At 36.7% G+C, this 26,981-nt stretch carries 24 protein-coding genes, 1 tRNA gene and 2 pseudogenes; 8 read left to right on the top strand and 19 right to left on the bottom strand.

The genetic code is table 11. The annotated features are described in order from the left end of the window. Positions 1–47 precede the first annotated feature (47 nt). The 5 genes from QNJ50_RS10000 to ureE form a co-directional block, all read right to left on the bottom strand. Positions 48–983 (bottom strand): sulfite exporter TauE/SafE family protein, encoded by a 936-nt coding sequence (locus QNJ50_RS10000; RefSeq protein WP_300634844.1) that lies wholly within the window; start codon positions 981–983, stop codon positions 48–50. A gap of 262 nt (positions 984–1,245) precedes the next feature. Continuing rightward, positions 1,246–2,217, bottom strand: a complete 972-nt coding sequence (locus QNJ50_RS09995) for an acetamidase/formamidase family protein (RefSeq protein ID WP_300634842.1) — start codon at positions 2,215–2,217, stop codon at positions 1,246–1,248. 346 nt (positions 2,218–2,563) lie between these two features. Next, positions 2,564–3,160, bottom strand: a complete 597-nt coding sequence (gene ureG / locus QNJ50_RS09990; protein WP_300634840.1) for an urease accessory protein UreG — start codon at positions 3,158–3,160, stop codon at positions 2,564–2,566. 134 nt (positions 3,161–3,294) lie between these two features. After that, on the bottom strand, positions 3,295–4,011 hold the full coding sequence (locus tag QNJ50_RS09985) for an urease accessory protein UreF (RefSeq protein WP_300634838.1): 717 nt from the start codon (positions 4,009–4,011) through the stop codon (positions 3,295–3,297). Beyond that, positions 3,983–4,432: an urease accessory protein UreE gene (gene ureE, locus QNJ50_RS09980; RefSeq protein ID WP_300634836.1), complete on the bottom strand. Its 450-nt coding sequence runs from the start codon at positions 4,430–4,432 to the stop codon at positions 3,983–3,985. The genes QNJ50_RS09985 and ureE overlap by 29 nt, the downstream gene beginning before the upstream one ends. A 116-nt stretch (positions 4,433–4,548) precedes the next feature. Between ureE and QNJ50_RS09975 the strand changes: the two genes are divergently transcribed. Beyond that, positions 4,549–4,926 (top strand): DUF4870 domain-containing protein, encoded by a 378-nt coding sequence (locus QNJ50_RS09975; protein WP_300634833.1) that lies wholly within the window; start codon positions 4,549–4,551, stop codon positions 4,924–4,926. 250 nt (positions 4,927–5,176) lie between these two features. Here QNJ50_RS09975 and QNJ50_RS09970 read toward each other — a convergent pair. The 9 genes and pseudogenes from QNJ50_RS09970 to QNJ50_RS09930 form a co-directional block, all read right to left on the bottom strand. Next, positions 5,177–6,375 (bottom strand): annotated as a pseudogene (locus QNJ50_RS09970) (IS4 family transposase). Between the two features lie 54 nt (positions 6,376–6,429). Continuing rightward, entirely contained in the window at positions 6,430–6,588 is a 159-nt protein-coding gene (locus QNJ50_RS09965; RefSeq protein ID WP_300634831.1) for a transposase DNA-binding-containing protein, read from the bottom strand. Between the two features lie 449 nt (positions 6,589–7,037). After that, entirely contained in the window at positions 7,038–7,622 is a 585-nt protein-coding gene (locus tag QNJ50_RS09960) for a hypothetical protein (protein ID WP_300634829.1), read from the bottom strand. 23 nt (positions 7,623–7,645) lie between these two features. Beyond that, entirely contained in the window at positions 7,646–7,981 is a 336-nt protein-coding gene (locus tag QNJ50_RS09955) for a hypothetical protein (protein ID WP_300634827.1), read from the bottom strand. 12 nt (positions 7,982–7,993) lie between these two features. Continuing rightward, positions 7,994–8,731 (bottom strand): NACHT domain-containing protein, encoded by a 738-nt coding sequence (locus tag QNJ50_RS09950; protein WP_300634825.1) that lies wholly within the window; start codon positions 8,729–8,731, stop codon positions 7,994–7,996. Then, complete coding sequence (locus QNJ50_RS09945; RefSeq protein WP_300634823.1) at positions 8,683–9,093, bottom strand: hypothetical protein; 411 nt, start codon at positions 9,091–9,093, stop codon at positions 8,683–8,685. Before QNJ50_RS09945 ends, QNJ50_RS09950 begins: the two co-directional genes overlap by 49 nt. A 159-nt stretch (positions 9,094–9,252) precedes the next feature. Further along, positions 9,253–10,764, bottom strand: a complete 1,512-nt coding sequence (locus tag QNJ50_RS09940; RefSeq protein WP_300634821.1) for a hypothetical protein — start codon at positions 10,762–10,764, stop codon at positions 9,253–9,255. Between the two features lie 349 nt (positions 10,765–11,113). Beyond that, positions 11,114–12,454 (bottom strand): DUF4350 domain-containing protein, encoded by a 1,341-nt coding sequence (locus QNJ50_RS09935; RefSeq protein WP_300634819.1) that lies wholly within the window; start codon positions 12,452–12,454, stop codon positions 11,114–11,116. Further along, positions 12,454–13,074, bottom strand: a complete 621-nt coding sequence (locus QNJ50_RS09930; RefSeq protein ID WP_300634817.1) for a DUF4129 domain-containing protein — start codon at positions 13,072–13,074, stop codon at positions 12,454–12,456. The genes QNJ50_RS09935 and QNJ50_RS09930 overlap by 1 nt, the downstream gene beginning before the upstream one ends. Positions 13,075–13,475: 401 nt before the next feature. Here QNJ50_RS09930 and QNJ50_RS09925 point away from each other — a divergent pair, with 401 nt between their 5' ends. Further along, complete coding sequence (locus QNJ50_RS09925) at positions 13,476–13,964, top strand: NADAR domain-containing protein (RefSeq protein WP_300634815.1); 489 nt, start codon at positions 13,476–13,478, stop codon at positions 13,962–13,964. Between the two features lie 89 nt (positions 13,965–14,053). Here the strand turns inward: QNJ50_RS09925 and QNJ50_RS09920 are convergent, their stop codons facing one another. The 4 genes from QNJ50_RS09920 to QNJ50_RS09905 form a co-directional block, all read right to left on the bottom strand. Further along, on the bottom strand, positions 14,054–15,634 hold the full coding sequence (locus QNJ50_RS09920) for a hypothetical protein (protein WP_300634814.1): 1,581 nt from the start codon (positions 15,632–15,634) through the stop codon (positions 14,054–14,056). A gap of 387 nt (positions 15,635–16,021) precedes the next feature. Then, positions 16,022–17,575, bottom strand: coding sequence for an ATP-binding protein (locus QNJ50_RS09915; RefSeq protein WP_300634813.1), 1,554 nt, complete (start codon positions 17,573–17,575; stop codon positions 16,022–16,024). Positions 17,576–18,113: 538 nt separating this feature from the next. Beyond that, complete coding sequence (locus QNJ50_RS09910) at positions 18,114–19,799, bottom strand: NAD(P)H-quinone oxidoreductase subunit 4 (RefSeq protein WP_300634811.1); 1,686 nt, start codon at positions 19,797–19,799, stop codon at positions 18,114–18,116. 268 nt (positions 19,800–20,067) lie between these two features. Then, positions 20,068–22,575: a hypothetical protein gene (locus QNJ50_RS09905; RefSeq protein ID WP_300634809.1), complete on the bottom strand. Its 2,508-nt coding sequence runs from the start codon at positions 22,573–22,575 to the stop codon at positions 20,068–20,070. Here QNJ50_RS09905 and QNJ50_RS09900 point away from each other — a divergent pair. The 3 genes and pseudogenes from QNJ50_RS09900 to QNJ50_RS09895 all read left to right on the top strand — a co-directional run bounded on the left by QNJ50_RS09900 (position 22,561) and on the right by QNJ50_RS09895 (position 23,743). Then, complete coding sequence (locus tag QNJ50_RS09900; protein WP_300634807.1) at positions 22,561–22,713, top strand: helix-turn-helix domain-containing protein; 153 nt, start codon at positions 22,561–22,563, stop codon at positions 22,711–22,713. The two genes, QNJ50_RS09905 and QNJ50_RS09900, sit on opposite strands and share 15 nt — an antisense overlap. 342 nt (positions 22,714–23,055) lie before the next feature. Next, positions 23,056–23,145, top strand: a pseudogene (locus tag QNJ50_RS28560) (ImmA/IrrE family metallo-endopeptidase); the annotation flags it as partial. A gap of 103 nt (positions 23,146–23,248) precedes the next feature. Beyond that, positions 23,249–23,743: a thiol-disulfide oxidoreductase DCC family protein gene (locus QNJ50_RS09895; RefSeq protein WP_300634805.1), complete on the top strand. Its 495-nt coding sequence runs from the start codon at positions 23,249–23,251 to the stop codon at positions 23,741–23,743. Positions 23,744–23,767: 24 nt separating this feature from the next. Here the strand turns inward: QNJ50_RS09895 and QNJ50_RS09890 are convergent, their stop codons facing one another. After that, the gene (locus QNJ50_RS09890; RefSeq protein ID WP_300634803.1) at positions 23,768–24,490 is read right to left on the bottom strand and encodes a DnaJ domain-containing protein; all 723 of its coding nucleotides are present in this window, start codon (positions 24,488–24,490) and stop codon (positions 23,768–23,770) included. Positions 24,491–24,531: 41 nt separating this feature from the next. On the opposite strand from QNJ50_RS09890, the gene QNJ50_RS09885 reads away from it, so the two are divergent. From QNJ50_RS09885 to QNJ50_RS09875, 3 genes are all read left to right on the top strand, one after another. Further along, positions 24,532–25,707 carry a tocopherol cyclase family protein gene (locus tag QNJ50_RS09885; RefSeq protein ID WP_300634802.1) on the top strand — a complete coding sequence of 392 codons (1,176 nt, stop codon included), beginning with the start codon at positions 24,532–24,534 and terminating at the stop codon, positions 25,705–25,707. Between the two features lie 45 nt (positions 25,708–25,752). Next, a tRNA-Arg gene (locus QNJ50_RS09880) sits at positions 25,753–25,826 on the top strand. 515 nt (positions 25,827–26,341) lie between these two features. Further along, positions 26,342–26,857 carry a YdcF family protein gene (locus QNJ50_RS09875; RefSeq protein ID WP_300634800.1) on the top strand — a complete coding sequence of 172 codons (516 nt, stop codon included), beginning with the start codon at positions 26,342–26,344 and terminating at the stop codon, positions 26,855–26,857. Positions 26,858–26,981 lie beyond the last annotated feature (124 nt).

Genomic DNA, 26,981 nt, shown 5'->3' with positions numbered 1-26,981 from the left:
TGGATTGTTAATAAATTATAACGCTGACAAATTATAACGCTGACAAATTAGATAAAAGTATCTTTAATTTGTTGATATTTATAAACTTCTAATGCTTGCCAAAACATATAAATTGAAAGAGATACTAACAATATTCTGAAATAAATACTAATAACTTTATCGGAAAATTTTGGTAGGAATCTGGTACTAATTTGGGCTCCTAGTAGTCCACCAAAACCAAGAATTAAACCCTGAGAAAATAAAATATTACCACTCATCCCATGACCGATACTAGCAGAAATGGCTGTAATAACGATGACACCCAAACTATTTTGAATCGCTATTTTAATCGTTTCTTCGAGTAACAGCATTTGTAGGGGTACCATGATTACCCCACCACCAATTCCAAATAATCCTGCGAGGGTACCAGCTAAACCTCCTGTAATCAATCTCGCAACTGCAGGATTAGTTTTTAACTTTACACCTTTTGACCTTCTTGCTTCTGAGCTTATAGTTTGTGAATTTATTGCTTCTATTTGTGTTATTTCTGACTGTGAATTTTCTGGATATCTTATTTGTGAGTGTGTAACTTTAACTTCTTGTTTTATATTTTTACTATTTGCTTTTTTAAGGCGTTTGCGTAGTTGCACTAAATAAATATTAGCGAGTAACAACAAGCCAAAGCAAATCAACAAAACAAATTCTGGAATTATGTTTGCTAGAAATACTCCTAATTGAGCAGTAAATAGCGCCGGTAAACCTAAATAAAGTACCTGTTTTAATGAAATAAAACCCATGCGCCAATTTTGAATGCTACCAGAAGTTGCTGTAATTACAATTGCAAGACTGCTAGTTGCAACCGCTTCAATAGTAGTAAATCCTAACGCTTTTTGGAGTGGTACCAGGATCGTACCACCACCAATTCCCAGAAAACCAGCTAAAATACCTGACAATAATCCACCACCAAGCAAAATTAACCAACTTTTCAATAACAATAAACTCATTACAGTCATTGGTACTTATAAATTCACAAACTATAAATTCACAAACTATAAATTCACAAACTATAAATTCACAAACTATAAATTCACAAACTATAAATTAATAACCCATAAATTTACACACTATAAATTCACACACTATAAATTAATAATCCATAAATTCACACACTATAAATTCACAAACTATAAGCTCATAAACTATAAGCTCATAAACTATAAATTAATAACCCATAAATTCATCAAATATCAATTGAACATTTAGGATTTAGGTTAAATCAAGAAAATTCTCAGGAATCATTGATTTTGCTAACATCCCATGTACTCCTTTGTTAGGACTATTAACAACCTGAGTGATATGAAAATTAACAGCTATACTGCACAGAACATAAGCATCTTCAGGGGATAGATTAGCAAAACATGTGAGAAATTCGATTGTATTTTGCAAAGCCAATTTGAATGCTTCATCTAAAGTTTCACCAAAACCCATTGTGATGATATGTTCTGTGGTTTCAGCGAGTGGTGTTGTTAAATGGAAATCTTTATGAAGCTTAAGCTCAATGGTACCTTTCATAGAAGTTTCAATTGCGGTAACGTTCACCTCTCCGTCACCTTGTGCTGAATGTCCGTCACCAATGGAAAATAACCCACCTTCAACAAACACAGGTAGAAATATTCGCGAACCTGCTTGCAGATGTCGATTATCTATGTTTCCCCCATAATTACCGGGAGGAATGGAATTGCGGTCGCTTTGGGGAGTCGCAACACCAAGGATACCGAAAAATGGCTTTAAAGGAATTTTAATTCCGCTATTTTGGGGAAATTCAGCAATTCTATTATCTAAGTCTAGGGGAATAAATCTTAAATTTGGTTGTCCAAACTGTTGTGGTAAAGCACCACATCCTTTGCGAATTGCATTAAAACCAATCGGTAAACTTGGCTCAATTGCTTCTAGCTTTACTTCTAAAACATCACCTGGTTGTGCATCTTGAATATAAATTGGTCCAGTCAGTAAGTGGGGACCTCCTGCAACTTTGCGTTCCGGAGTTAAATTTTTACAGATTTCTGTAAATTCTGGCGTAATAAAATCAGCAGGAGCTTTATCATGAATATAGTAGCCAGTGTAAGTTTCCACATCAATCTTATCGCCTGATTCTACTGTCAAAGCTGGTTTTAAAAGATGAGAAAAACCACCTAGATGTACTGTTTCTTTAGTTGCTTTGAGGCTATGATGATTCATAGAGGTTTGATGACTATTACAGTTAAAGATTAATTGTGACTATTGCTTAGAATAGCTGATAAGGCTAATTTATGAAGCCAAAAATAACTGTATTAGCTGTTTTATAACCTCTTTGCTAATTTTTTAAACGCAAGTAAGTAGGGAAGTTGGGACAGATAAATAGAAAAATATCTTAATAATGAGTCAGTGTTAGGATAATTGCGGTCAAAAAACACAACTACCTCTGTTCTGCAAGTCTCTCAGGTATTAAGTAATCCATTGTATAAATTTCTGACAATAATTACGATTTACAATGGAATTTTGTTATTAAATTACTATGTTATTCAAGTATTACTTGAATTAGTGATTAGCAAAGACTATCAGAGATGAATTGAACTACCTGTGAGAGTCCATCTTGAGTTTTTAAGTTAGTAAATACAAAAGGTTTGTTACCCCGCATCTTTAGTGTATCCGTCTCCATTACCTTGAGATCTGCACCCACATAAGGAGCTAAATCAGTTTTATTGATAACCAACAAATCTGACTTGGTAATTCCTGGACCACCTTTACGGGGGATTTTATCCCCAGCAGCAACATCAATCACGTAAATTGTTAAATCTACTAATTCTGGACTGAAAGTTGCAGCTAAATTATCGCCACCACTTTCCAAAAACACTAAATCGAGATCGGTAAAGCGTACTTCTAAATCTTCAATGGCTGCTAAATTCATTGAAGCATCTTCACGGATAGCTGTATGGGGACAACCACCGGTTTCCACTCCCAATATGCGTTCCCGATCTAAAGCTTGAGAACGAACTAGAAATTGTGCGTCTTCTTGAGTGTAAATATCGTTGGTTACGACAGCCAAATTATGGGACTGACGCATTGCTTTGCATAAAGCATCAACTAGGGCTGTTTTCCCAGAACCAACGGGTCCAGCGACTCCAACTCGAAATGCATTCATTGTCAGTTGTCAGTTGTCAGTTATCAGTTCAAAGGTAACAGGGAACGGGGAACAGGGAACAGGGAACGGTGAAAGTTACTTGCTCATTACCAATTACCAATTACCAATTACCAATTACCTATTACCTATTACTATTAACTCCTAAACAGCCTACTATACTGCGTTTCATGCGTCATGCTTGCTAAAGATAAGCCCAAGCTGCAACAAGAAAGTTCGTCATCTTCTAACTCTAGAACTGTTTTAATTGTTTCTATTAATAAGGGTTGAAATTCCACTAACAACTGCTGTCCGGTTGTTTGTCCTAGGGGGATCAGTTTAATTCCAGCCGCGATCAAATTAGTTAACCAACTTTGAAGGTAACCCAACAAGACCGCTTGTATTTGAATTTTCCAAAATGCTGCTGCGACACCAAAGGCGATCGCATAATTACAAGATTCTCCCACAGCTTCAATCAGCGGTGTTACTTGGGGTTGAAGTTTACTCATAAGTTGAGAAAGACTTCGTCCCATTTGCCAACTAGAATTACGTAATTCTTCAGTTTCTCTTGCTGCTGATAGCCATACATTCCAATCATATAATGCTTGGCAATCTCCTGCGATCGCACATTTATAACTTCTGAAAACAATAGCTGTTTCCAAACGAATTGCACCGTATTTTAATTCTGCAGTCAACCACTGTTTAAGACTATCGCGATCGTAAATTGTGTTAACTTCAACTAAAGTTTCCAAACCTTCAGAATAACTGTATGCTCCGACGGGTAAAGTTGGGCTAGCTAACTGTAAAAGATGTAATAAATTATTATTATTAAATGTATACTCATCCTCAGTGCGCATGCCATACTTGGTGTTCATAAGCACCTTTTTGTGGTTGAAATGGGACGGTTTCTTTTTTGATTTTCAAGTTAAATGATTCCAGCATTTTACGCAATACTGGGTCCGGTGACAATCTCAAATAATTTGTAGTAATTTCTAAAGGAACGTGACGATTGCCTAAATGGTAAGCAGCTTTGATTAAATCAATGTTTCTATCGGCATATACAGTTATAACTTCTTCTGGTTTTGCAATAATTTTGGCTAAATAATTTTTAGTTTCATCTAAGAGAATATCACTATCTTGCAATACAGTTCCTCTAGGTAAACGCAAACATACAATTTCTCCTTCTTCAGTAGCGAAACGATGACGGGAGCGAGTACGTTCTTCTGCGGAGAGGCTTAATGTAAAGTTAATAACTGCTTCTGAATTAGATTGCTGAATTTGGTTAAAGGTTAACATTTTCTTGAGTACGGCAAACTCCAATATTCAACTTAAGTATCTGCCCGTTAAAATTGCAATTAGAAGAGCAAGTTAATAGAAGATAGACCATAGAAGATAAACTAAGGAGTTCCGGAATGCAAGAAATTACTTATAACCGTGATAAGCGTCGATTGTTATCTTGTTTGTGTCATGCAGCAATCTTTTTTAGCACGGCGTTTTTGTCGATCGCAGTTCCATTTACAATCAGCATCATTTCCGATGACCCGGTTGTTCAAAGTAACGCCAAAGAATCGATGAATTTTCACCTCAATGTTTGGTTTTGGGCGACTGTAATTGGCGTACCGGTAGGTATTATATCTTGGCTTACTTTTGGGTTAGGTGGAATTTTATTTTTCCCCTTAGTAGCTTTCGGTTTTTTACTTCACTGGGGATTAACAATTTGGGCTTTGTTAAGCTGTTTGGGTAATCCTGACGAACCTTTCCGCTATCCGTTTATTTTCCGTATATTTTAAGTTTTGTATCGTCACATGCTAAGGGGAATTCCAAATAGGAGAATATCCCATCGTAGCGCTACGCGCAAGTCAAAAGTCAAAAGTCAAAAGTTAAAAGTTAAAATATGACTTTTGGTCACGCGATGCGAACAAAATTTTATTAATCATAGGTTTTAGAGTTCATTAATTAATGTTCCAGTTCCAACCTAATTACGTAGCGCTATATTTTTAGGGTATAAATTGGTCTTATATATTTTTCTGACTTTTCCCGTTAAGTCTCTTTTGCAAGCTGCCAACCCTCACAGAGGTCATGCAATTTTAACCAACCTCGCCAGAGAACCTGGATACCAATAGGTGTTTTGCTTCGATGTTCAAGGTAGCCACCAAGACGAGCTACAGCTTCAACAGCCCAGCTAACAGTTAGCACTTTGGGGAGTTTGGGAGACTTAGCTTTTAAAATCTTGAGTTCAAGGGGATTGAGAATTTCAATTGCAGGGGCTAAGGGCTGAGTACGGTGTAGATAAGTTAACTGCAATAGTTCTACCGCAATCACACTCAAAAAACCAATCAAGGTTTTCATACCCATGGAAGACGCGCGGCTGCGCCACGAACCGCAGCAAGTCTGTATCGTTCCACCTGACATCCAGATTTAAAAATTTTATGATACTCTTCAACCCGCCAACGATAAGAATACCAGCGTAAAATCATAGAAGCTGTGTGGATATCTGCAACAACTTCCGTAGTTAATAACATCCACTCTATGGGCGTTTCACCATCTGGACAATCAATTTCTGTGGCATAAACAGCATATACTAATATTGGGTTACGGTCGTCAAAACGGTAGGGAGTACGGAGATTCACAGGACAAAACCTTACAGCTAACTTGGCTTTACGGGCAGAACGTTTGCTGGTTGAAGGTAGTTCAATTTCTTGTTCAAAACGGATAGGTTGTGCTTCCAGCTTTGACCAGAGCCGCTCACTATCAGAATCTAAACTACGGTTATGAGCGGCACGTACTAAAACTCCCGTGTGCTGGAGTTGACGAACTTTGTGGAAAACTTCTGTGATATCACCTTCTCTATCAAAGACATGAATTACACGGGTAGACTTACTAACTTCATTTTCCACAGTGGTCAGCGCCTCTACCCACCTGTAAGATTCTTTTTGTTCAAAAGGGCGTTTTCGTGCTGCTTTACGGGATGCTGCTTGCCGTTTTTTCTTCTGGGCCAGTGTTTCATCTTTTGGTGGTTTCTGTTTTGGTTCTCGATTCCACAGTTTTTGCCACAACAGACCCATTGATTGACCATTACCTGGCTCAATTGCTAAAGCGCTGTGTAATATTAAACCATTACCTCCCTTACCAATGGGACCATAACCTTCCCTTTTAGCTACAATCTTGTCATAATCCAGAAAGGTAGTGTCTCCCACACATAGCACTGCATCATATTCAGCAACAGTTTCCCCCGTCATTTGACAGTGGGGTCCAATTATCTTACAAAATTCCACTTTTGGGTTGGCAAAAACTCAGTCCTCTCTCTTTAGTAACCTTCTGCAGTTGAAAATTTCCGACAGCCCTTTGCCAAAACCTTCACTCAAAGTCTTACCTATCAACATCCCACGCTCATTCAGTCGGCGGTCACCCAACTCACAAGTCGCAAAATTTTTCTCCCACCAGTCCAACATCAATTTTTACCTTTTGCACCCAATTTTCATTACTATACTCTACATACCGTAATTGCTCCAGAATCTCAAGCTGGGTAAGCTTTTCCAGAGTTAACGGGAAAAGTCAGATATATTTTTGGGCGCACGTCGGTGTGCCCCTACAGCTAAAAATTATGGTATGAATTATTGTTTGGAAATCCCTAATTATTTTTCTAATTGCTTAATTATCTAATGCTTGAAACAGATGTATTTATAAATCAAAAATAAAATAATTGTAGGGTGCTGTTAGGTGCAAAAATAAATATTGGATTTACGAGATAATCCCCAATTGCACCGTAATGCACCGTTGTGATTAAAAGTCATATACAAGGATTCATATACGCAAGAGAATTTTTTTTGGTCACCTTTCTCGCTGCGCAGTAATGCATCTTTATATTGCAATTAAATAATACATAATTTAATTTCTTTGTCTATTTTAGTGAACTTGTAGAAATAGGCATATCGGCAAAGTGGTCGAGTAGTAAACGGTGAATGAAGCGATAGCTACCACCTACTTTTTGGATTATACGACGTTCTGCAGCACGATCGAGAAATTTGGCATAGTTCCAGGGAATATAACCATTGTGCCAAAGAACTAAGCGGAGGGAAAAGTGTTGAATACAGGCTAGTCCACCACTAGGACTAAAAGCTATAAGTATTATAAACAATTGTAAAAGTATTAGAATTATCGTTAATTTAATATTATGAAAAAATAAAAACCAAAGTATTCCCAAAATAAAAGGCAAACTAAATAAAATCACGATTGTAATCATATTTTTAAATGAAGCCCAAATACCTTGATTAGGAACTAATTTACTGATGGTTTTACTTTCAATTTTTACAACACCTCCGGAAATAAAAGCATAAATTATTGCTATGATGAGTCCTGATATCAGTCCAAGTATTGCTCCAAAGACTAGTCCATAAATCAGTCCATAAATAGGTTCAAGATAAACAATACTTACAATTAAGCCTGAAATAATTCCAGAAATTAGACCTACAATTAAAGTCATCATTAACCTATTTTTGAGCTCTAATATTAAGCTTGCAAAAAAAATTTAAGTTTGGTTGGTGTGAAAGAAAATTGAATTGCTTCTACTGTTTTAATATTATCTAGACCAGAAATAAGTGCATAAGTTATTCCGACGATAAAGCCTATAATCAGTCCAAAAATAAGCCCAGGAGTCATAAACCCAAAAATACAACCATAAATGAACCCTAAAAATCCATAGACTAACGATATTATCAGCCCAAAAACTAGCTTAAAATTTAACGTTTGCCTACTATTTAGTAGCCAATTAGGCTGAATATTCTCAATTAAAAATTCTGTCTGTGTTATTCGAAGTTTATTTGCTAAAAACTTCAAAAACTGCATTATTTTTCTACGCTATGGCTCCTCTTTATTTGCAGGATTAACCTCAAACCTACGCTCAATATAAGCATCAAATAATTCTTCCTTAGTTTGTATTGCTTGTCCTTGATAAGCAACCACCATAATTGACAGTAACAAAGGAGTTTTTGCTAACTCCAAAAACTCAGGATTATTTTCTATACTTTGCCATAAATCCCCTCGATCAAATACTTCTAAATAATTTTGAATTTGTTTATTGCTTAACGGTTGCAAACACACAGCACTATGCAACTCCGAAAGTTGTTCATCCCCTGCAATATATTCTTCCTCTCGACAGCAAACTACCAAATTCCGCTTCGCATCTTTTGCTAAATATTCATTAATTGCTCGAATACATTTTCTCTGTTTTTCTAAACCCAATTCATCCAAACCATCCAATAATGGTAAAACTTCACCCCGTTCCAACCAAAATCGACTTATCCCTGGTGCAAGGTTATATTCCTGCTTGAGTTGAATAATTAACCAATCTAAAATATCTATACTGTCATCGCGCCAAGCTGAAAGTTCAAAAATTATCGGTATAGGTTTGCTATCATTATTGTTTGCTCGCTCGAGTAATTCTTCAGCTAAATCCAGTAAGGTTGTGGTTTTTCCACTTCCTGGTTTTCCTAAAATTAATAAACGTCCACCAATATCATCCCGTCGCAATACATCTATTATTTTGTCTAGTACCTTCGGCTGACTAGTGGTGTTGTTAACCGATACTGTATACAAAAAGTCTGAAGCGGTTTTCGACCAACTTGCTGCGGTTGTTCTTCCCGTCTCAAATCGAGCATTAGCGAGTGATGTAAAGAATCATGCAGTCTTTGTTTGACTTTTGTACCTTCTGCTTCGAGTAATCTGGGACGAATTGTGGGGTCAATATCTGCAGATGCATCTTCTGGTTTTTGCTGTGATTGTTGATATGCAACTAAAGCAGTCAATATAGTGAAGATAAATACAGCAGCAAACAGTATTTCGGTTTTGTGAGGGAAATTAGGAATGTTAGGTAATTGATTGATTAAATAGCCAATGACCGTAGCTGCAATCGCACCAAATATGAATAAAAATAAGGGATTTATAAGCAGCTTTTTCATAGAGGAGACTCAAGGATAAGACTTAGTGCGAATTAATTGCTAGCACATTGATGTGTTAATAGTCCATAAATTAAGCATTTTTCAGTAAATCCCAAAAATGTAGAGACGTAGCATGCTACGTCTCTACAAAGGATTGTTGGTTAACGCCTAATATCAATTTCAAGTTTGTTTTAGTTTGTCATATGCTGACTTTAATAACTGTTCCGCTTCTTTATAAGCAGTAGTTCCCGCACTGATCGTTTTCAATTGATTGATTACACCTTGAATTTGAGCCTTAAATTGTTGAGGATTTGAGCCAGGATTTGCAATTAAATTTTGAATTTGTCTGTGAGCTTGCTGTAATTTTTGTTGAGCTTCAATTTCCAACTTTTGGCGAGTTTTAATCGTACCTAAATTTGTCTGGTATGTTGCTAGTAAATTTTGTGCTTCACTGTAACTTGGTTCCCTAACTTGAATTTTTTCCAGTTTTTCAATTGCTTTTTGCCATAACTTAGCGATTTCTCCCCAAGTTTCAGCCCTATGAGGTGGGTTTTGTGATGCTTTAGCCGCTGCGATCGCAAATCCTTTTGCTGCTTTAATATAATTACCACCATTAGAATTAGCAAGTGTTTTTGTTTTTACTTGGTAAATCGCTGACAGTTTTTGTGCTTCTAAATATCGGGGATTATCTGTAGGTACTTTATTCAAATGCGTGACAGCTTGTTTTAATAACTCTGCTGCAACTTGAGGTTGTGTAGCTGTAATTTTTTCCGCTTCGGTATTAAATTCCTCAGCAGCACTGATAAAGGAAGAAACCACAGCATTTTGAAAATCTTGTTGATAGACTTTGAGCTTAGCTTTTGCTGTTTTTCCTGCAAGGGTTTGTTGAGGTATTAAATTTAACTGATTAATTGATATTTGCCATTTAGCGATCGCTTTTTCTCGATCTGAAATATTTTTTGCTTGTTGATATTGTTTTTTTGCTTCTTTAATACTTTCTTCTACTGCTTTGAGTGGTTTTAAAGCGTTTGTATCTTGAAATGCGATCGCTTCTAACCGTGCTGCGCGTTCTCGCGCAACTTTAAACTCATCAAAAGTAAATTTCCAAACACAGCCAAACATGGTGCAATATGTCTGGGGATAGTATCCCAAAAACCAGACAGGAAGATTATTTAAATGCTTTTGTGCTTGCTTAACTTTCTTAGAACCTCTTTCAATGTCAGCGGTGCTGGTAGATTTATTTAATAATTGTTCTGCTTGTTTTAGAGAATTAATTGCACCGCGATAACTGCGATCCATAGTCCAAAAGCTGGGAAAAAGTAAAATGGGTGCTTTTTGAGCTACAGGTTTACGAATCATTGGGTAGGGTAAATTGATAACCCATAATATTCCTGCTGGAATCGAGATTAATGCAGCGATCCAAATAGTTTGATTGATGAATTTATTGAACCCATTTGGGGGTTGATTTAATGCAGCAGCTTGCTTGAGTACCTTTTCGCTAAATTGGGGATATACATCAAATATGGTGTCGCGTAGTTCGTCTAATTTTGCTGGTTCACCTTTCTGGAGGCGCATTTTTGTTAAACGCTTGACGACAATTTGTTTTTCAGTTTTACCAATTTCGTCTTTTGCAGCGCATCTTTGAACTTCTTCTATGAGGATATTATAGGCTTGTTTATTAAGGCGGTACATTTGAACACCTGGTATCTTATATTTTAAGTTTTCCCAGGAGTCAGGAGTGAGAAGTAAGAAGTAAAAAGTAAAAAGTAAAAAGTAAGAAATAAGGAGTAAATACTCCCGGTTCGCCCATTTTTTTTGGAGTTAGAGAAATCGCCAAAAAATAGAAAAATCTATTTACTGTAAGGATTTGAACGATTTATAATAATTCTTCTCAAACAATCACCCAACTCTAAAAACTCTATTTTTATCCAATCTCATAATTAAGGTGGAGTAGTGGATCTTTGTTATAGCCAAAAACCCTGATTTAATCGTTGAGCTTTTTTCTAACTCGATTTTAAATGAGCAAACCGTGAGTAAATAGTTAAGAGTTAGGGGTTAAAAAGCTTTTTTCTTTTCCCTGTTCCCTGTTCCCTTTTCCCTTGTGAGACAAAATTTGTTTTACTTGCTCCCAATTATTTAACCAATCTATTAATTCTTTATCTTTAATTGAACGCTTTTGAGAATTTTGAGAATACCGAGAATAAACCTGTAAAATTTTACTTAGCTGAGTGTCAGAAGTTCCTGTATGATTTCGCCAAGCTTTCAGTAACTCTTCACGATCTATTTGAGGATTTCCATCACTACGACTGGTAACTAATCCCAACTTTTTTTGTAACTGAATTAATTCTTCTTTACCGACCATTTCTACAACAAAATTAGCAGATTCGGCTTTTTGTAGTACTCCTGCTAAAGCTTCGATATAAGCTTCGTTATTATCAACAACAGGTTTATCTAAAAAAATAGCTTTTCCTAGCCGACGGTTCTGAGCAAATACCAATACTAAAAGTAAAACTCCTGCTTGGATAGATATGGGAAAAACTGGTGTATTTGCTAAATATTCCCATATTTGAGCAGCACCGCTGTTTTTCTTAGTTTCATTTTGTTTACTATCTCTATAACCGTGAATATATTCATCTACAAATAGCTGATGACCTTGTTGATTTACCAATTCAGCTAAATATTGATAATTACTTTGATAATCCTGATAAGCATTAGCTGCTAAATAAGGAGTAGTTGAATAAATAATTTTTCCTTTACCAAATTTCTGTTCCCAAACTATAGCCCCAAAGCGATCGCCTAAAGATATTTGTACTTGTTCCTTGGGTTTCGTACTGGTCGATTTTCTTCCCTCAGCTTGATAGCGTCTGGTAGTTTCGATTTTGATCTCACCCTGGGAAGATTTCTGTAAAGTAGAAAAATTTGCACCGGTTGGAGGTTGATTAACGCCAAGCACAATTAAAGTATTACCAGCTTTAACCCATTTTCGTTCCAAGTCATTGGGTTCTGATGGTACCAAAGCACCATAAATTTGTAATAAAGTAGTTGGATTTTCTTTTAATGTTAGACTTTCTGAATTTAAATCTTCTGAATTTAAATCTTCTGACTTTAAATTTTCTGACTTCAAACTTTCTGACTTTAAACTTTTTTGCTTTGCTTGATTTACTTTATTTTGCTTTAATTGTGCAAAAGGTTTTTGCCAGCGTTGAATATTAATTCCTTGCTGTTGCATATAAGCATACCAAGCACCATAACCATCGGGAGAGCGACTGTAGGTAGAACCTTGACGGATTTTGTTCGCTGAAGGAGCGCTAAACAAAGTCAAAATAACGATCGCAAGAATGACAATTCCTCCAAACCAAGCAAGGCGATTTGAACGTTTCATTAGTCTTCAATTTCCCGATATGCTTGCTGACATTGTTGGTAATTTTCCGCTTGAATTTCTGCATTATTGAAACATAATTGCTCGTGAGTCGTAATCAAAGTTTCATAGGGTTGCATTGGAGTAACAGATAATTGAAGTAACTGTAAATATTCTCCATCGGTGCGACTGGATTTATGACGTAAAATTTTCTTTTCGTGTAATTTTTGCAGCATCGCAACATACAAACAGCGACAAGCTTCTGAGTAATTTCCCTGACGATACAAACTTTGCGATCGCGAAATTAATGATTCTACAGATAAATCCGGGGTAGATTTTTCTCCATTTTGTTCGGGTGAAAAACGCTCATCAGCTAACCAAGCATAAATATAAGGGCTAAACTCTCGCCATAAACGCCAAATGACCCAAATGAAAAATAAGCCCAAAATAATCCAATATAAAATACCGAGAAAATCTACAAAGTTTTTACTAATCGACCAATTAGGTGACCAGTCAGGTAAAGTGCGATCGAAGCGCTGTAACTGATACTGAATCCATTCTCCTATTTGTTTTTGCCACTGCGACAGAACCCAGCCCCAATTACTTTTTTCATAGCCACTTATTTCATAATTGCTTGCAAGCATACGACATTAGAGGATATTTACTATGAAGACTCCTCAGTCCATAGTATGGTAATTGCTTTTCTTTACCTATTACCAATGACTTATTACCCATTATCAAATATCTGAAGTTTGATATAAATTATTACATCTTTACAAAAATTATCTATTATTATATTTAATAACTAAAATGTTAATAGATTGAAAAGTAACTGCTTAACTGGTGGTTTTTGCGATAAGAAAAAATAGATGTACGATAGCGGTGATAATGTAAAAATCTTTATATTTAAAATCTTGAATCTACAACCTTGAATTTACAACCTTGAATCTACAACCTTGAACTTAAAACCCTTAATTTTTATCTTCCGAAACTTTGCGACTGTCTGCAAAATCTTAGAAATCGATTCATAAAAAACACATTTTACATGACTATTTATTTTTACAAAGTTTGGCAACCTTACGGCTGTTTTTCCAATTTTTCGAAGCATGGAATCTTCATTCAAGGTGCTTACTGGTCAACGGTTGAACACTACTACCAAGCACAAAAATTTGTTGACACTGAGTATGAAGCTGTAATACCAATAATTCACAAAGTAAGTACCCCAGAAGAAGCAGCTAGTTTAGGACGTTGTTCGACACGGAAACCACATCCGGAGTGGGATATACGCAAAATTGAAGTGATGCGAAAAGCTGTCTTGACCAAATTTATTACCCACGCCGATATCAGGGATATATTGTTAGGTACTGGGGATAGATTATTAGTGGAAGATTCTGCTAGGGATTATTTTTGGGGATGTGGTGCGGATAGAAGCGGACAAAATCATCTTGGTAAAATCCTGATGAGTGTTAGGGAAGAAATTCGTAATTTACTACCTTTGTCTACAGCAGTCAGAAATATATCCCATAAAACCTAGTTATAAAGCAACAGAAAATTTAGGTAGGTAGTGAGTGGATTGCTTTGAAGCGAGAGAATAAGGAACACAACTATACAAGCAAAAGAAGATTAGCGGGAGGAATTATTTCTTCTATTATTTTTATTATGTAGGAGTCTCTGAACAACTTTAAAGCTTGGAATTTTTTTTATCTTTGTTAACTCCCGTGTCTGATTTCTAAAATTCCATATGTTAGGTGTTGTCCAAATAAGTATTGCTACAAAGGAGCCGAATAGTAAACTGTAGAAAATAGATAAGAAAAAGGGATGAATATAGGATGAAGTTAGTAGGGGTAATTTCTCTTCACCTATTAGATCGTAACTAGATGCAAAAATTTCTCCAGCAGCAATACCACTACCTATGGCTAGGATTGTGATTTGCTGTTTATACTGGCTTTTTGCTTCACGTTTTTGTCGCTGAATTTCTAGTTCTGTTTGTTCAATTGCAATTTGACCTCTGACTGATGCGATCGCATTATCTGTTAGTGTAGAACTGTGTTCAAAATACCTACTTTTTGCAATAGTTTTTTCTAGAAAAGTTCTACAATTTGTTTCCGTAAATTTTATGAAATAGTCAATGTCTTTTTCGCTAAAAATATTTGTGGTATCTTCTAAATCTATCAGTTTATGATTATAAAGTAACAAGTTATCTTCAACTACTGTTCTAGACTGCAAATCATACATTGCGCCAATTTTTTTGCCGTATTCTATTGCCATTTTTGGAAGCTTAGTAAGCTTATCTTTTAAAAAGAATAACTCTTCTTCCGTTGGGTTTTTATTATTTTTGCGAGAATGTAAACTATCTATCTGATCGTTAATTTCTTTAAGGTCTTTTGCTATTAAGTTTTCTTGACGACGAATCTCTTTAAAAGCACTTATTATTCTAGATCTGTATAAAAACAAGTCTAAAAAATCATTATAATTTTTATAAAATTTTTCTCTTTCTTGCCTATCATAGAAGAACCAAATTAAAATATGTTGATAACGTCCTAAGCTTTTACGCCTAAGACTACCGTATTCAAAAATTGGACTATTAAATAACTGACCTTGTCTGTTAAAAGTATAGTGTTTATTGGGAAAGATAGCTTTAATACATTGTTTAGCTAAATTTCTAAGTTCTTTATTTGTTTTATTATTATCTTGTTCTAAAAGCTGAGCAGTAACTATTAAGGTTTGACCTACAAATTGACAACTTTCATTTCTTTCATTTTCTAGAGTTAAAACATTATTTGGATTTAAAAATCTTAATTGATTAACTTCAACCCCCTGAGTTACTATTCTTGGATGATTGAAATTGAAATTAATACATAATCCATAATTATCATCAACTTGTACGGCATAAATACTACTATTACTAGTATGTTGTAAAATTAAATCTTCATCTTTGTTAAATTTATCAGTAATTATATTAGTATTTTCATCAAAAAAAATCGGTTGGTAAGCATCCTCGTCTTGAAATTTTTTGATTAAATTTGTATTATTTGTATCCAGATTAATGTGCTCGAATATATCAAAATTTTGACTTAGAGTTGCTTTAGAAATAATTTCATTGCATTTATCCCAAAACCAATTTTTATTCTTATTATTTTCTGTATTTTCTTTATTAGAAAAAGCAAACAAATGTATTCTAGGTTCATAAATATATAAACTCATACTAGAACTCCTAAATATAATTTTTATTTCAATAAGAAGATAAAAGTTGTTATTAAAAGGAAATACTAACCTATTATGATGCTATTTAATTTATAAGTATAAATAACTATATTACTAGCCATTTAAATTCCGGAAATAGTTACATTTAATGTTATTAACTGCTCGCATAATCAATCAAGTAACAGTTATTTAACACGCTTTCGCAGGTGTATCAAGTATGTATTGTTACTATTGTTAGTATTTGTTTTTTGTATATAAATCTACTTTATCTTTCAAACAGCTTTCTAGATTCTCTACAAGCTGCGATCAAGCACTTTAACCAATATTTTCGATAGTAATACCCGGATTACTACTTGATTACTCGTGAAGACATCTAAAATTTATACTTCACGCCCGAACAACGGTAACAGAGCGCCCATTCTCACTGGTCACAACCTCAGTACTCAAACGCTCCTCTATGGGTAAAGCCTTCCCACGCAAATCAAAAATCACCAACCAACCAAAATTTACTCCCAACCGCGCCAAATAGGAATCTAACTGTTCCAGACCCGATTCTAACGGATCTCCTTTTTTATCTCGCCAAGTCTTGAGTTCTATTCCCAAAGTTACATTTCCATATTTCAAACATAAATCCATGCGATCGCGCCCAATTGCGTATTCCCGCTCCAAGGTTCCACCCCCATTCACAACGCGATGCAAAAATGCCATTAATACTAAATGTGGGGCAATCTCATGGTAAGCAGCACTACCAAGCAACGGTTCGCCATGTTGTCGCCAAAATGCTATAAATGCCTTGAGTAAAGCATCTGTATCTAATTCCCCTGATGGAGTTAACCAACTCGGACTGATGTGAGGTAATGTATCTTGAGTTCCTTGTACTAACACGCGGGGAATAACTTCTCGGTAAATCGGATTTGCAATTATCAATCCTCCCGCAGGATCTCTTCTTAACAAACCCAAATCCAGCAAATATTGTCGATCGTCCGATGAGGTCACCCCCAATGTTTGTCCTGATAATATCGGTTCAATAATTGTTTTTACCCTTGGTTCTCGTAATTTCTCTGCAAGGGAGTCGAGATGAGTATCTTGTCTTTTAATTAAAATTTCCTTGGCTTTATGAATATGCTCTGATGTAATGGCGACATTCGTATCTGTTACCATCTCTTCAACAACTTCCTTAGCCAAAGCATTTACTAACCAAGGCTGTCCCTGAGTCAAATGAAAGGCTGTTTCGATTGCCGACTCTGTGAAAACTTGTCCGGTATCATCAGTGTGTTGTTGGTATAGTTCCCCAACTTCTGTAGCAGTAAAATTCCTCAGGGTTAGGGAGCGGACTTTTATATTAAATGGACTTGCAGTATTTAATCTGTTACTACCCCCACTCGCGACCTTGTAATCTCTGACATCACGTAAACCTACTAAACCAAGTGATATGGGAAAATTGTTAGGACGGAGGCGATAACCATCGCGTAATTGTCGTAAAACTGAAATTAGAGCTTCATCTCGTAAGGAATCAATTTCATCAACAAATAATACTAGAGGCTTTGATAAGGCTTGTGACCAAGACTGTAAAGCAGCTTGTATTCTTCTTCCTGGCTCTGCATTCTTCCATTTTAAAGGAAGTTGTAAATCTTGAGCTAAATCTAACTGAGTGCTTGACACCCAAGCATCAAGAATCGCAACTTCAGCTTCACCTGGGTCATTACTAAAAGGTGCACCAACTTCTGCAGAAACCATAACAGCTATATATTTACAACTTTCTGTTAGTTGTTTTGCTAGCGCCAACATCGCGGTAGTTTTACCAGTTTGGCGAGGTGCATGAATGACAAAATAACTTTGTTGGTCAATTAACCGCTCTAAATTGGGTAACCGAAGCGTCGGCGGTAACATGTAGTGGATATCAGCTTTACAAGGACCAGCAGTATTGAACCAACGAGTCATAATAGGAATTTCACAACCAAGGGAGATGCATTCAGTTTAGCAATTAGAGAAATACCTGGATCTAAACAAATAACAATTAAAATAGCGATAAGCACATTCACCGCAGGTGCGGCTCAGTGCATAGGCGTTTTAACGCGCCAAGCCGAACGCTTAAAGCGCCTCGAAGCGATCGCCTTTCACTCCCGAAAAGCAACCGCTTAGTTTTGAACATCGGAATTAACTTAGTGTTCCTACTCTCTTCTCTCTTAATCTTTAACCTGCGTCTGGAACATTTTTTCTAAGCTTATGTTTTGACGCTTATATTTTGAAGCTTATTTTTTCTGGTTTCACTGTTGTAAATTAAAATTCAGCGAATAACACAGGTACAAGTAATAAACTAGTACAGGTTGGTGGAAATGAACCAACCATTTAGAAAACTTCAAAGCTAAAGAACACAATACTTATGTCCTACGGACACCCTATGCTAATGATTTTTTACTTTTTACTTTTTACTTTTTACTTTTTACTTCCGCGCAGCAGTACCAGGATTGCAAACGGGTTAATCTAAAGTCCCCAAAACAGAAGACATTTCAGCTTTAGCAAGTTCCTGCGTCAAAAATCCTTTCTCGTAAATATTAGGATTTGTTTCAGCAACTAAGGTATAAGATTCACGGACTTGAGTATTGATAGCGACTGTTTTGACGTCATACATCTGCATGACAAACTTAGGATAAAATCCAATACCAACAATCAGTACCAAGAAGCAGGCTGCAATAAACACTTCACGGGTACTAGCATCGCGATAAACAGACTCAGTAGGTAAGAGACAATCTGTACCAAAACATACTGTTCCTTCATCTTCCTTGTTTTCGAGCAAGGCATTAGTAATGTCACAGGTCATTTTACCTGTACCATAAAATACTTCTCTGAGCATTGAGAGAAGATAAATCGGTGTCAGAATAATTCCTACTGCTGCCAGAAAAACAGTTACGGTACAGAATGTTGAACTATAGATATCACTACTTGTCAAGCCTATAAAGACAGAAAGTTCGCCAACAAAACCACTCATACCGGGAAGGGCTAAAGACCCCATTGCACCTATAGTAAATAGAGCAAATACTTTTGGCATTGCTAACGCCAGACCACCCATTTCTTTCATTGCCATTGTATGGGTACGGTCGTAGGTCACACCAGCTAAGAAGAATAGCACTCCAGCAATCAAACCATGGGAAATCATCTGCAACATTGCCCCATTGATTCCCAAGTCAGTGAAGGATGCAATACCTAGTAGGACGAAACCCATATGGGAAACGGAGGAATATGCTAAACGACGCTTCATATTTGTCTGAGCAAAAGAATTCAACGCGCCGTAGATAATGTTGACTACACCAAGAATTGCTAAAACAGGTGCGAAGTAAATATGTGCGTCGGAAAGAAGTTCTAAATTAAGGCGAATTAATCCATATCCACCCATTTTGAGGAGTACGCCTGCCAAAATCATTGACACTGGAGTAGAAGCTTCGCCATGAGCATCTGGTAACCATGTATGCAATGGGAAGATAGCCAGTTTAACGCCAAAAGCAATTAATAAACCTGCATACAGAAGTAATTCCAGAGCTAGTGGAAAATCCTTCATCTTCAAAGCAGCCATATCAAAGGTCACATCACCGCCACCATAAAATGCCATTGCGATCGCTGCGACTAAAATAAATATGGAAGCTGCTGCTGTATAAATAATAAACTTAGTTGCTGCATAACGACGTCTAGCACCACCCCAAATACATACCAGTAGGTACACAGGAACTAGTTCTACTTCCCACATGATGAAAAATAGCAACAAGTCTTGAGCTACAAAAACCCCAATTTGTGCCGCATATAGCACTAACATTAGGAAGTAAAATAAACGGGGTCTACGGTCAACCTGCCAAGCTGAAAACATGGAAAGGGTTGTGACAAAACCTGCTAAAAGCACTAAGGGAACAGATAGACCATCAACCGAAACAGCCCAGTCTATTCCTAATTGAGGAACCCAAGCATAATTTTCTGTTAGTTGGAAAGTTGCACTACTGGAATCATAATTTTGCCAAAAGGCAACACACATTAAGACAAAATCTGCTATACCTACGCCTAAGGCGTACCAACGTACATATTTACCATTCTTATCAGGCAGCAAGGGAATGAGGAGAGCTGCAAGGAGTGGTAACAAGATAATCGCGGTAAGCCAAGGAAATTGTTCCGCTGTCATGTGAATAAGAATAAATACTCATTTTGCTTATGATCTCATCATACTAAAATTTGTAACAATTTATGTATAGATATTTGTCATGGATAATTATAGATATGTTTGGGAGCAATCTATAAGCTATGAGCTACAAGGCTTTGATAGGTTACTTGTATTGTGAGTTTACAAATTAATAGGCTGTAAAAAAGTTTAAATACTTATAAATTAGGTAAATTCTGTTTATATTTCACAAAATCTATTCGAGAGAAGTTCGAGATATGTAATTTCAATCTCAATATTTTAAAACTAAGGAATATATTGTTCTATCTCTACAGCGTTGATTTATTGCTTCACGTCGTCGCTGTCTTATGCTGCTAATATTTGAATCGAGTTGAAGCTCGTTACCAAGATTGCCCAAACTGTAAATCATTGGCAATCGCAGTAGATAACGCCAATGTCGATATGTAGCATTGAGAAAGGCATTGTTAACTGTTAGTAAATCATTTTCACACTTATCGGTTAACCAGAAAGCATCATTATGCTTTTCTACAGCCCAGCGATTGATAGAGTGGATGGCATAATTGATATCATCTGGACGGGGATGGGGACGAACAAGGAAATAAGCTGCACCAAATGTAGCTTTACCAAATTCATTCAGAATATTATGTCCGCGTTCGATTGCCATCAAAGGTGCAATTAAAATCCAAGCTTCCGTGCTGGGGAATTTACTTACAAGTCCGCGCTGTATGCTTTGTCCACTACCACACCAGTCAGTTTCAAATTGGTCATCGTCGCATACCAAACGCATCACCTGTTCGCGCCATTCCGGACGGATTTTCTCTAAATGTTCCTGTGCTAATTTTGCTTGTTCGTAACTACTTACAAGTAATAAAATTCGCTGACGATGTTTCGGTAGTTTCGTGCGTTCTTCTTCTAATTTACTCGGTCCTCCCAAGCCACCCTGCTGCGCTAATTGATTGAGCAATTCCTTTAAAGCCATATCGCGTTCGTTATTCTTGCTTCCCGATACTCTAATTGGAAGTTGTTGCAAATCGTCATAAAAATAAGGCTCAAAACGAAATTTACTTTTTTCTATTGCTTTTAACTCTTCTTCTGGGGAACGCAACACTCCAGCCACGGGAACTTGAATGTGATATCCTGGCGATTTACCAGCCCAACTCGTACCTGAAAGTAACAATACATTCGGTCCAATAATACCTTCACCAGCATAAAGTTCGTGGAGATGAAGTAATAACCAGCGTCCCACACCCAAACATTTGAAAAAACGTAAGTCCCCAGGTGCGTCTTCAGTAGACTGTACATATTGAAATGCCAGTATATTACCCATAGGTGCTGTCGGTACTACTGGTTCATAATCTCTGGGTGGAGTCTGAAACAGTAGGGAACTTCCACCTTCTAATTTATATACTTCTTCCGCCAACTTCCAATCCCGCAGCATCGAATTAAACCGTTGTTGAAGTACCGCTACTAACAGGGCAAATTCCATCTTCACAACAGTATTATCTAACACCTTTTCACTCAGACCACTAGACTCTTGATGATTGAGAATCCATTCTCGTAAATTCTGTCGAGCCAAATCTTTATCTGTTGTTAATAGAAGTTTGTGGCTAATTTCAGCGAGAGGATGGTTGCTGTGATCGCCAAGGGGGTCATTAAGATAGCTACCAAATAAGTCTACTAGTCTTTCACTAACCTGATCGTCGTTTCCACTACTTGTAATTTTTCCGCATAAAGAATTTGCAATTTCTGATAAAATCAACCAGTAAGTAAAATAATCGCCACGTTCGCTCCATTTTTTCAAAGCTGGAGGATTCTTTAGTAACAAATTATAAATCCGGTCAACTGCAATTTGTGCGGTTGCATGAGCTTGCGACCAATTATCTGTATCATCGTCTGCAAGTTGTACTCGTCCTTTAAAATTCAACTGTTCCACTACAGGTTGCTGAACTTTGCTAAACCAGCCATCTCCTCCAGCACCGAATAACTTTTGATTGGGACAAAAAATATTGTCGAGTTGCACCTGTACCTGGTCAACTTCATCAATAATTACTAAATCGCTACGAAGATAAACCAACTCTAAAAATCGAATACTCTCGCGATTTATCTGCGAAGCTACACGAGTATATACCAAACTTGCCGGTGTTGCAATCCATACTTGTGCTTTGACTAAATCCCGTTGTGCTTTATGAAATGGACAAGCACTATAAATCGGACAAGCATATTCATCCTCAGTATCTTCAGCCTCTTTTTCTCTTTCTTCATCGTTGCTTAAAGTCGTTAATCCAATACAGGGTTGCTCTCTCATCTTAAAAGGACGAGGTGCATCTCTACGTAATTCGCTTAGAGGACAAGAGGTACTCAACCATTGAAATCCGGGATGTGCTAAGTTTAAAGGCTGCTTCGAATTTTGTGAATGCCATGCTCTATGTAAACGATTAGCATGTCTATCCCGATTTGAAGCCCCTAACACAGGAGCAACTGAAATACCCAATTTATGAAATATTTTTGCTTGTTCTAAAACACTAATTACATCTCCAAGAACAATACTTGTATAAAGTCCACGTCTTGCCAATAGCACGGACAATACTATCATCAGTGTAGATTTACCATATGAAACCATACCGATGAGATTTATCAATCCCTCTATAGTTAGATTCTCTGAAAGTAAGAGACTTTTAGCGTCTTCACTAACAAGCTCTAAAATAACTCTGGATATCCGATATTTCCAGGTTAGTTTTTGTTTCGATTCATCTCCAGATTGAATATGATTGATAACCAAAAATTTTATGCAGAAGTCGGTAGTAGTATTCGGCAAGCGAGAAAAAACATAGGATTGAGTCAAGAAGCACTTGCTTCCCTTGTTTCGATTACTAGAACATCGGTGACAAATATTGAAAAATTTTGGTTCACACCTTAATGGATCTAGCTGTAGCATTGCAGGTTGAGCCTGTTGATTTGCTTCCTAACTATCGCGCAAAATTTGAAGTCGAACTTAAGATTTATTGAAAAATCGTCCCCCAGAAGAACAAGACTGGATTAAAGCTGCAGTCACGTCTATAGAGGAAAAAGAAAATTAGTGCCAGTTAGACGTAAGTATATAAGCTCTACTGCAGAGAAACTTCTCAATGAATATAATATTAAAGCACCCCCAGTGATTGTAGAAGAATTGGTAGGCGCTTTAGGGATAGCAATACAATATGAACCCGCAGATGATAAACTATCTGGGTTTTTGCTTTGAGATTTAAAAAAACACCGTGCTGTTATTGGTGTAAATAGTTCTCACCCTCTAAATAGACGAAGATTTACAATCACCCATGAGATAGGACATTTTCTACTAACGATTAAATAATTTACATTTAGTTTTATATTTTTACTTTTCTTAACGATCTGAGATAAGTTAGATAGTGGAGGTTTTTCCCTGACTAGACTCGTTAAGATAATTTAGAATTTCTATGTCTTCACCAAATACTGTTGTCCATGACTCAGACCAAAACTTGAATCAGTCTTCATCATCATGGGAAATTAAGCTACTTTACGACGGTAATTGTCCCCTGTGCGTGCGTGAAGTTAACTTTTTACAGAAACGCGATGCTGGGAGAAATTTAGTCGCATTTGTAGATATTGCAGATGATGATTACAACCCAGAGGAAAATGGTGGAGTTGATTTTGAAGCTGCAATGGGACGGATTCATGCAGTCTTACCCGACGGTACAGTAATTAAAAATGTGGAAGTCTTTCGCCGCGTTTATGAAGCTTTGGGAATGGGTTGGGTTTATGCAATCACCAAATTACCTATAATTGGCGTGATCGCAAATTTCATTTATGGTATTTGGGCTGAATGGCGACTTGCTCTAACCGGAAGACCGAATTTAGAAACTATTATTCGAGAACGTCAGCAGCGACTTGAGTGTAGCATTGACACTGAGGGACGCTGTCGAACTGATTAATTAACTATTACTCAATCTCCCAAACTAAAACTTTCCCAAAAAAATTTTTTTCCAAAATGCTTTGAAATTATCCCACAATCTTTCTAGAAATGATTTCTTTCGGTAACGTACAGCTTCCCTCCAGGTCGAGTTTAAATCTGGACTAGAGTCTCTCGTTCGGTTAAATTGAAAATTTTCTTCGATCCTAGCAGCTTGATTTAAATCGGCATTAGCTCTATGTTTGTATCCCAACTTATGACAAACAAAAGCACGATATTTATATGCTTCAACATAATGAGCATTGAGGTGAATTGCTCTACTAAAATCTGCGATCGCCTCTTCGTATCTGCCCTCATTAGCCTTGTCTACCCCTGACTGATAAAAGGTTTGGGCGTTAGAACGATAAACATATACTTTAGTTGTTTTTTTCTCTGTTTGAGGTTCACTTTCTTCTTTACTCGATTGAGTTGTATCTGCTTGGGGTTTATTTGTTCGAGGTTTATATGTACCAGGTTTATTTGTTTGCTGCTTAGAAGAAAATTTGGGTTGATTGGATGAGTCCGCTTGATAAGATTTGAGTAACTCGTAAGCCTCATTAATAGTTTTAATTTTTTGCTCTGCTTGTTGTTTTTTATCGAGGTCAGAAAAACAGTCAGGATGCCAAATCTTTACTAACTGACGGTAAGCTTGCTTAACCTGGGCGAAAGATGCACCTGGTTCCAATCCCAAGATATAGTAAGCACTTTTTATATCCAGGTGCTTTTTCATATAGGGAAAATAATAATAATCAATCTTGTTAATCTTTTTCTATGATAGTTCCTTCTACAACTTCCTTATTGTCAATTCAAACACCTCATAGTGGTTATCATTGGGACGGTAGTGCTCGCCGGTTCTTTGAAGGTTGGTATTACCGCGTCACTTTACCTGCTCAGAAGCAAACTTTTGCTTTTATGTACTCTATCGAAGATCCTGTTGGCGAGCGAGAGCATAGTGGTGGTGGAGCACAAATACTTGGACCCAATGACGAATATTTGGTAAGAACATTTCCTAATGTGAATCAATTTTGGGCTAGTCCTGATGTATTAGCCTTAGGTCACTGGGGGAAAACAGATTTTTACTCGAAAAATACAGATTCTAGAACTATAGGCTCAACAAATATTGGTTCAGGAAATATTGGTTCAGGAAATATTACTTCAAAACCCTGTTATCTTTCCCCTGAAAAATTTAAGACTCATATCAAAGAAGGGTATCAAGCAACAGCAACTTTAAACCAAGGTTTAATTCGCGATCGGGGTACAAATAAGTATTGTTATTGGGAATATGAAATCAAACCAATTTACGGCTGGGGTAACCAAGGAAACATTCAACAATCAACAGCTGGGTGGGTATCATTTTTACAAATATTTGAACCTGGTTGGCAGATTTTGATGGCTCATGGTTTAGCTAGTGGTGTAATAGACTGGAATGGTAAAATTTATGAATTTACTAACGCTCCAGCCTACGGCGAAAAAAATTGGGGCGGTGCTTTTCCTCAAAAATGGTTTTGGCTAAATTGTAATAGTTTTGACAACGAATCTGACTTAGCATTAACAGCAGGTGGTGGAAAACGTGGTGTTTTGTGGTGGATGGAATCTGTCGCCATGATTGGCTTACATTACCAAGGTAAATTCTACGAATTTGTTCCTTGGAGTTCTCATGTAACTTGGGATATTCAACCTTGGGGTAAATGGGAAATGAGTGCTAGAAACGACAACTACGAGATAAAGTTAATTGGAACGACTGATTTACCCGGAACTCCACTACGCGCACCTACGCAAGATGGCTTGATATTTTGCTGTCGCGATACCATGCAAGGAAAATTAGAATTAGAATTGCGAGAAATAAATAGTAAAAAAATAAAAACTATCCTGACGGCACGTAGTTCCTTGTGTGGATTAGAAATAGGCGGCGGCTCTTGGAATGACCCATGGTCATCTTTATCTTAAGTGCTATCATATTAAGCGTGATAGTAATTAAGTGTGATAGTAATTGGGGCTGTAGCTCAGCTGGATAGAGCAACCGCCTCCTAAGCGGTAGGTCGCCGGTTCGAATCTGGCCAGTCCCGTAGTTCATAAAAATCAAATAAAGTAGTTTTCCAAACTTCATCATGATTCCAATTGTCGATACAATTGGGTATCTGATTTGTGTATTTATTTTGATAATTGTTTGGCGCTCAATTTGATTTAAATTGAATCTTGTAGGGTGCAGTTGTTGAAAATCGTTTGAACTTGTGAAATACTCTTGGCAGTTGATATTAGGTAAACTTGAGCTTTTCATTTAAGGCTGAACTTACCGTAATTTTACTGTTCAATAATGAAGTTAATAACGCTACTGGATATTTAATACTTCCAGTCAGTCTCTATTTTCTTAGTTTCTATTTTATATAAATCAATTATTGTCAGGGGTTAAACACCTTAGTCAATTAGGCTCATATTTTAATATACTTAAAACTATTTGCCGAGCTTTGCTCATTATCTAAGATTACTATTTCCTCAAAAACCTTGTATAGGCTGAAGTTATAGAACCTTGAATAAAAAACTTCCCAACGTTTTTTCTTTCCAACTTCCCTTAATTTTCCTCATGTTGTTATCACTATGGGGATATAAAGAGATTCGTAATAACTTGACTCAACCCCAAGCAATTTTAGTATTAGGTGGTTCAACTAAAAGACTAGAACGCGAAAAATTTACCGCTGGTTTTGCTCGTAAATACCCCAATTTACCAATTTTAATTTCTGGTGGAAGTCCCAACGGAGCTACAAAGAAAATATTTGCTAAAGCTGGAGTTGATGTAAAACGTCTCTATCTGGATCATGAAGCAGTGGATACGGTTAGTAACTTTACAACATTGGTTGATGATCTAGAAAGGCGCGGGATAAGAAGTGTTTATTTAATTACCTCTAAATACCATATGGGACGGGCTAAAGTCATCGGTGAGATTATATTGGGTAGCAGAGGAATTAATTTTAAAGCGGTACCGGTTCCTTCCCGAAAACAGTCCGAACCTGTAGCGACATCAATTCGTGACGGTGCAAGAGCTTTACTGTGGGTTACAACAGGTTACACTGTGACCAAAAAGTCTCTCAAAATCAAATAACGTTAATTACCTTCGGAGTAGGTATCTATAGCTGTTAATTAACTTTTGCTCAGATCCAAAGGATGTATTGTCCGAAAGATTAATGGTCAGTCAAAATCTATGTAATGCACAAATTCTCTACACT

The organism is Mastigocoleus sp. MO_188.B34 (genome assembly GCF_030065675.1).
Lineage (GTDB): Bacteria > Cyanobacteriota > Cyanobacteriia > Cyanobacteriales > Nostocaceae > Mastigocoleus.
The sequence above is the reverse complement of the archived record's forward strand: the minus strand, read 5'-3'. Positions and strand labels throughout refer to the sequence as shown.

Coding starts and splice junctions, on each gene's coding strand:
- QNJ50_RS09930 (WP_300634817.1), bottom strand. CDS start 13,074: ATGCTTGCAAGCAATTATGAAATAAGTGGCTATGAAAAAAGTAATTGG.
- QNJ50_RS09940 (WP_300634821.1), bottom strand. CDS start 10,764: ATGTACCGCCTTAATAAACAAGCCTATAATATCCTCATAGAAGAAGTT.
- QNJ50_RS09985 (WP_300634838.1), bottom strand. CDS start 4,011: ATGAACACCAAGTATGGCATGCGCACTGAGGATGAGTATACATTTAAT.
- QNJ50_RS09915 (WP_300634813.1), bottom strand. CDS start 17,575: ATGACTCGTTGGTTCAATACTGCTGGTCCTTGTAAAGCTGATATCCAC.
- QNJ50_RS09910 (WP_300634811.1), bottom strand. CDS start 19,799: ATGACAGCGGAACAATTTCCTTGGCTTACCGCGATTATCTTGTTACCA.
- QNJ50_RS09920 (WP_300634814.1), bottom strand. CDS start 15,634: ATGAGTTTATATATTTATGAACCTAGAATACATTTGTTTGCTTTTTCT.
- QNJ50_RS09895 (WP_300634805.1), top strand. CDS start 23,249: ATGTCTTCACCAAATACTGTTGTCCATGACTCAGACCAAAACTTGAAT.
- QNJ50_RS09890 (WP_300634803.1), bottom strand. CDS start 24,490: ATGAAAAAGCACCTGGATATAAAAAGTGCTTACTATATCTTGGGATTG.
- QNJ50_RS09900 (WP_300634807.1), top strand. CDS start 22,561: ATGATTGATAACCAAAAATTTTATGCAGAAGTCGGTAGTAGTATTCGG.
- QNJ50_RS09885 (WP_300634802.1), top strand. CDS start 24,532: ATGATAGTTCCTTCTACAACTTCCTTATTGTCAATTCAAACACCTCAT.
- QNJ50_RS09955 (WP_300634827.1), bottom strand. CDS start 7,981: ATGCAGTTTTTGAAGTTTTTAGCAAATAAACTTCGAATAACACAGACA.
- QNJ50_RS09875 (WP_300634800.1), top strand. CDS start 26,342: ATGTTGTTATCACTATGGGGATATAAAGAGATTCGTAATAACTTGACT.
- QNJ50_RS09975 (WP_300634833.1), top strand. CDS start 4,549: ATGCAAGAAATTACTTATAACCGTGATAAGCGTCGATTGTTATCTTGT.
- QNJ50_RS09965 (WP_300634831.1), bottom strand. CDS start 6,588: ATGTTGGACTGGTGGGAGAAAAATTTTGCGACTTGTGAGTTGGGTGAC.
- QNJ50_RS10000 (WP_300634844.1), bottom strand. CDS start 983: ATGAGTTTATTGTTATTGAAAAGTTGGTTAATTTTGCTTGGTGGTGGA.
- QNJ50_RS09935 (WP_300634819.1), bottom strand. CDS start 12,454: ATGAAACGTTCAAATCGCCTTGCTTGGTTTGGAGGAATTGTCATTCTT.
- ureE (WP_300634836.1), bottom strand. CDS start 4,432: ATGTTAACCTTTAACCAAATTCAGCAATCTAATTCAGAAGCAGTTATT.
- QNJ50_RS09960 (WP_300634829.1), bottom strand. CDS start 7,622: ATGATGACTTTAATTGTAGGTCTAATTTCTGGAATTATTTCAGGCTTA.
- QNJ50_RS09995 (WP_300634842.1), bottom strand. CDS start 2,217: ATGAATCATCATAGCCTCAAAGCAACTAAAGAAACAGTACATCTAGGT.
- QNJ50_RS09925 (WP_300634815.1), top strand. CDS start 13,476: ATGACTATTTATTTTTACAAAGTTTGGCAACCTTACGGCTGTTTTTCC.
- ureG (WP_300634840.1), bottom strand. CDS start 3,160: ATGAATGCATTTCGAGTTGGAGTCGCTGGACCCGTTGGTTCTGGGAAA.
- QNJ50_RS09945 (WP_300634823.1), bottom strand. CDS start 9,093: ATGAAAAAGCTGCTTATAAATCCCTTATTTTTATTCATATTTGGTGCG.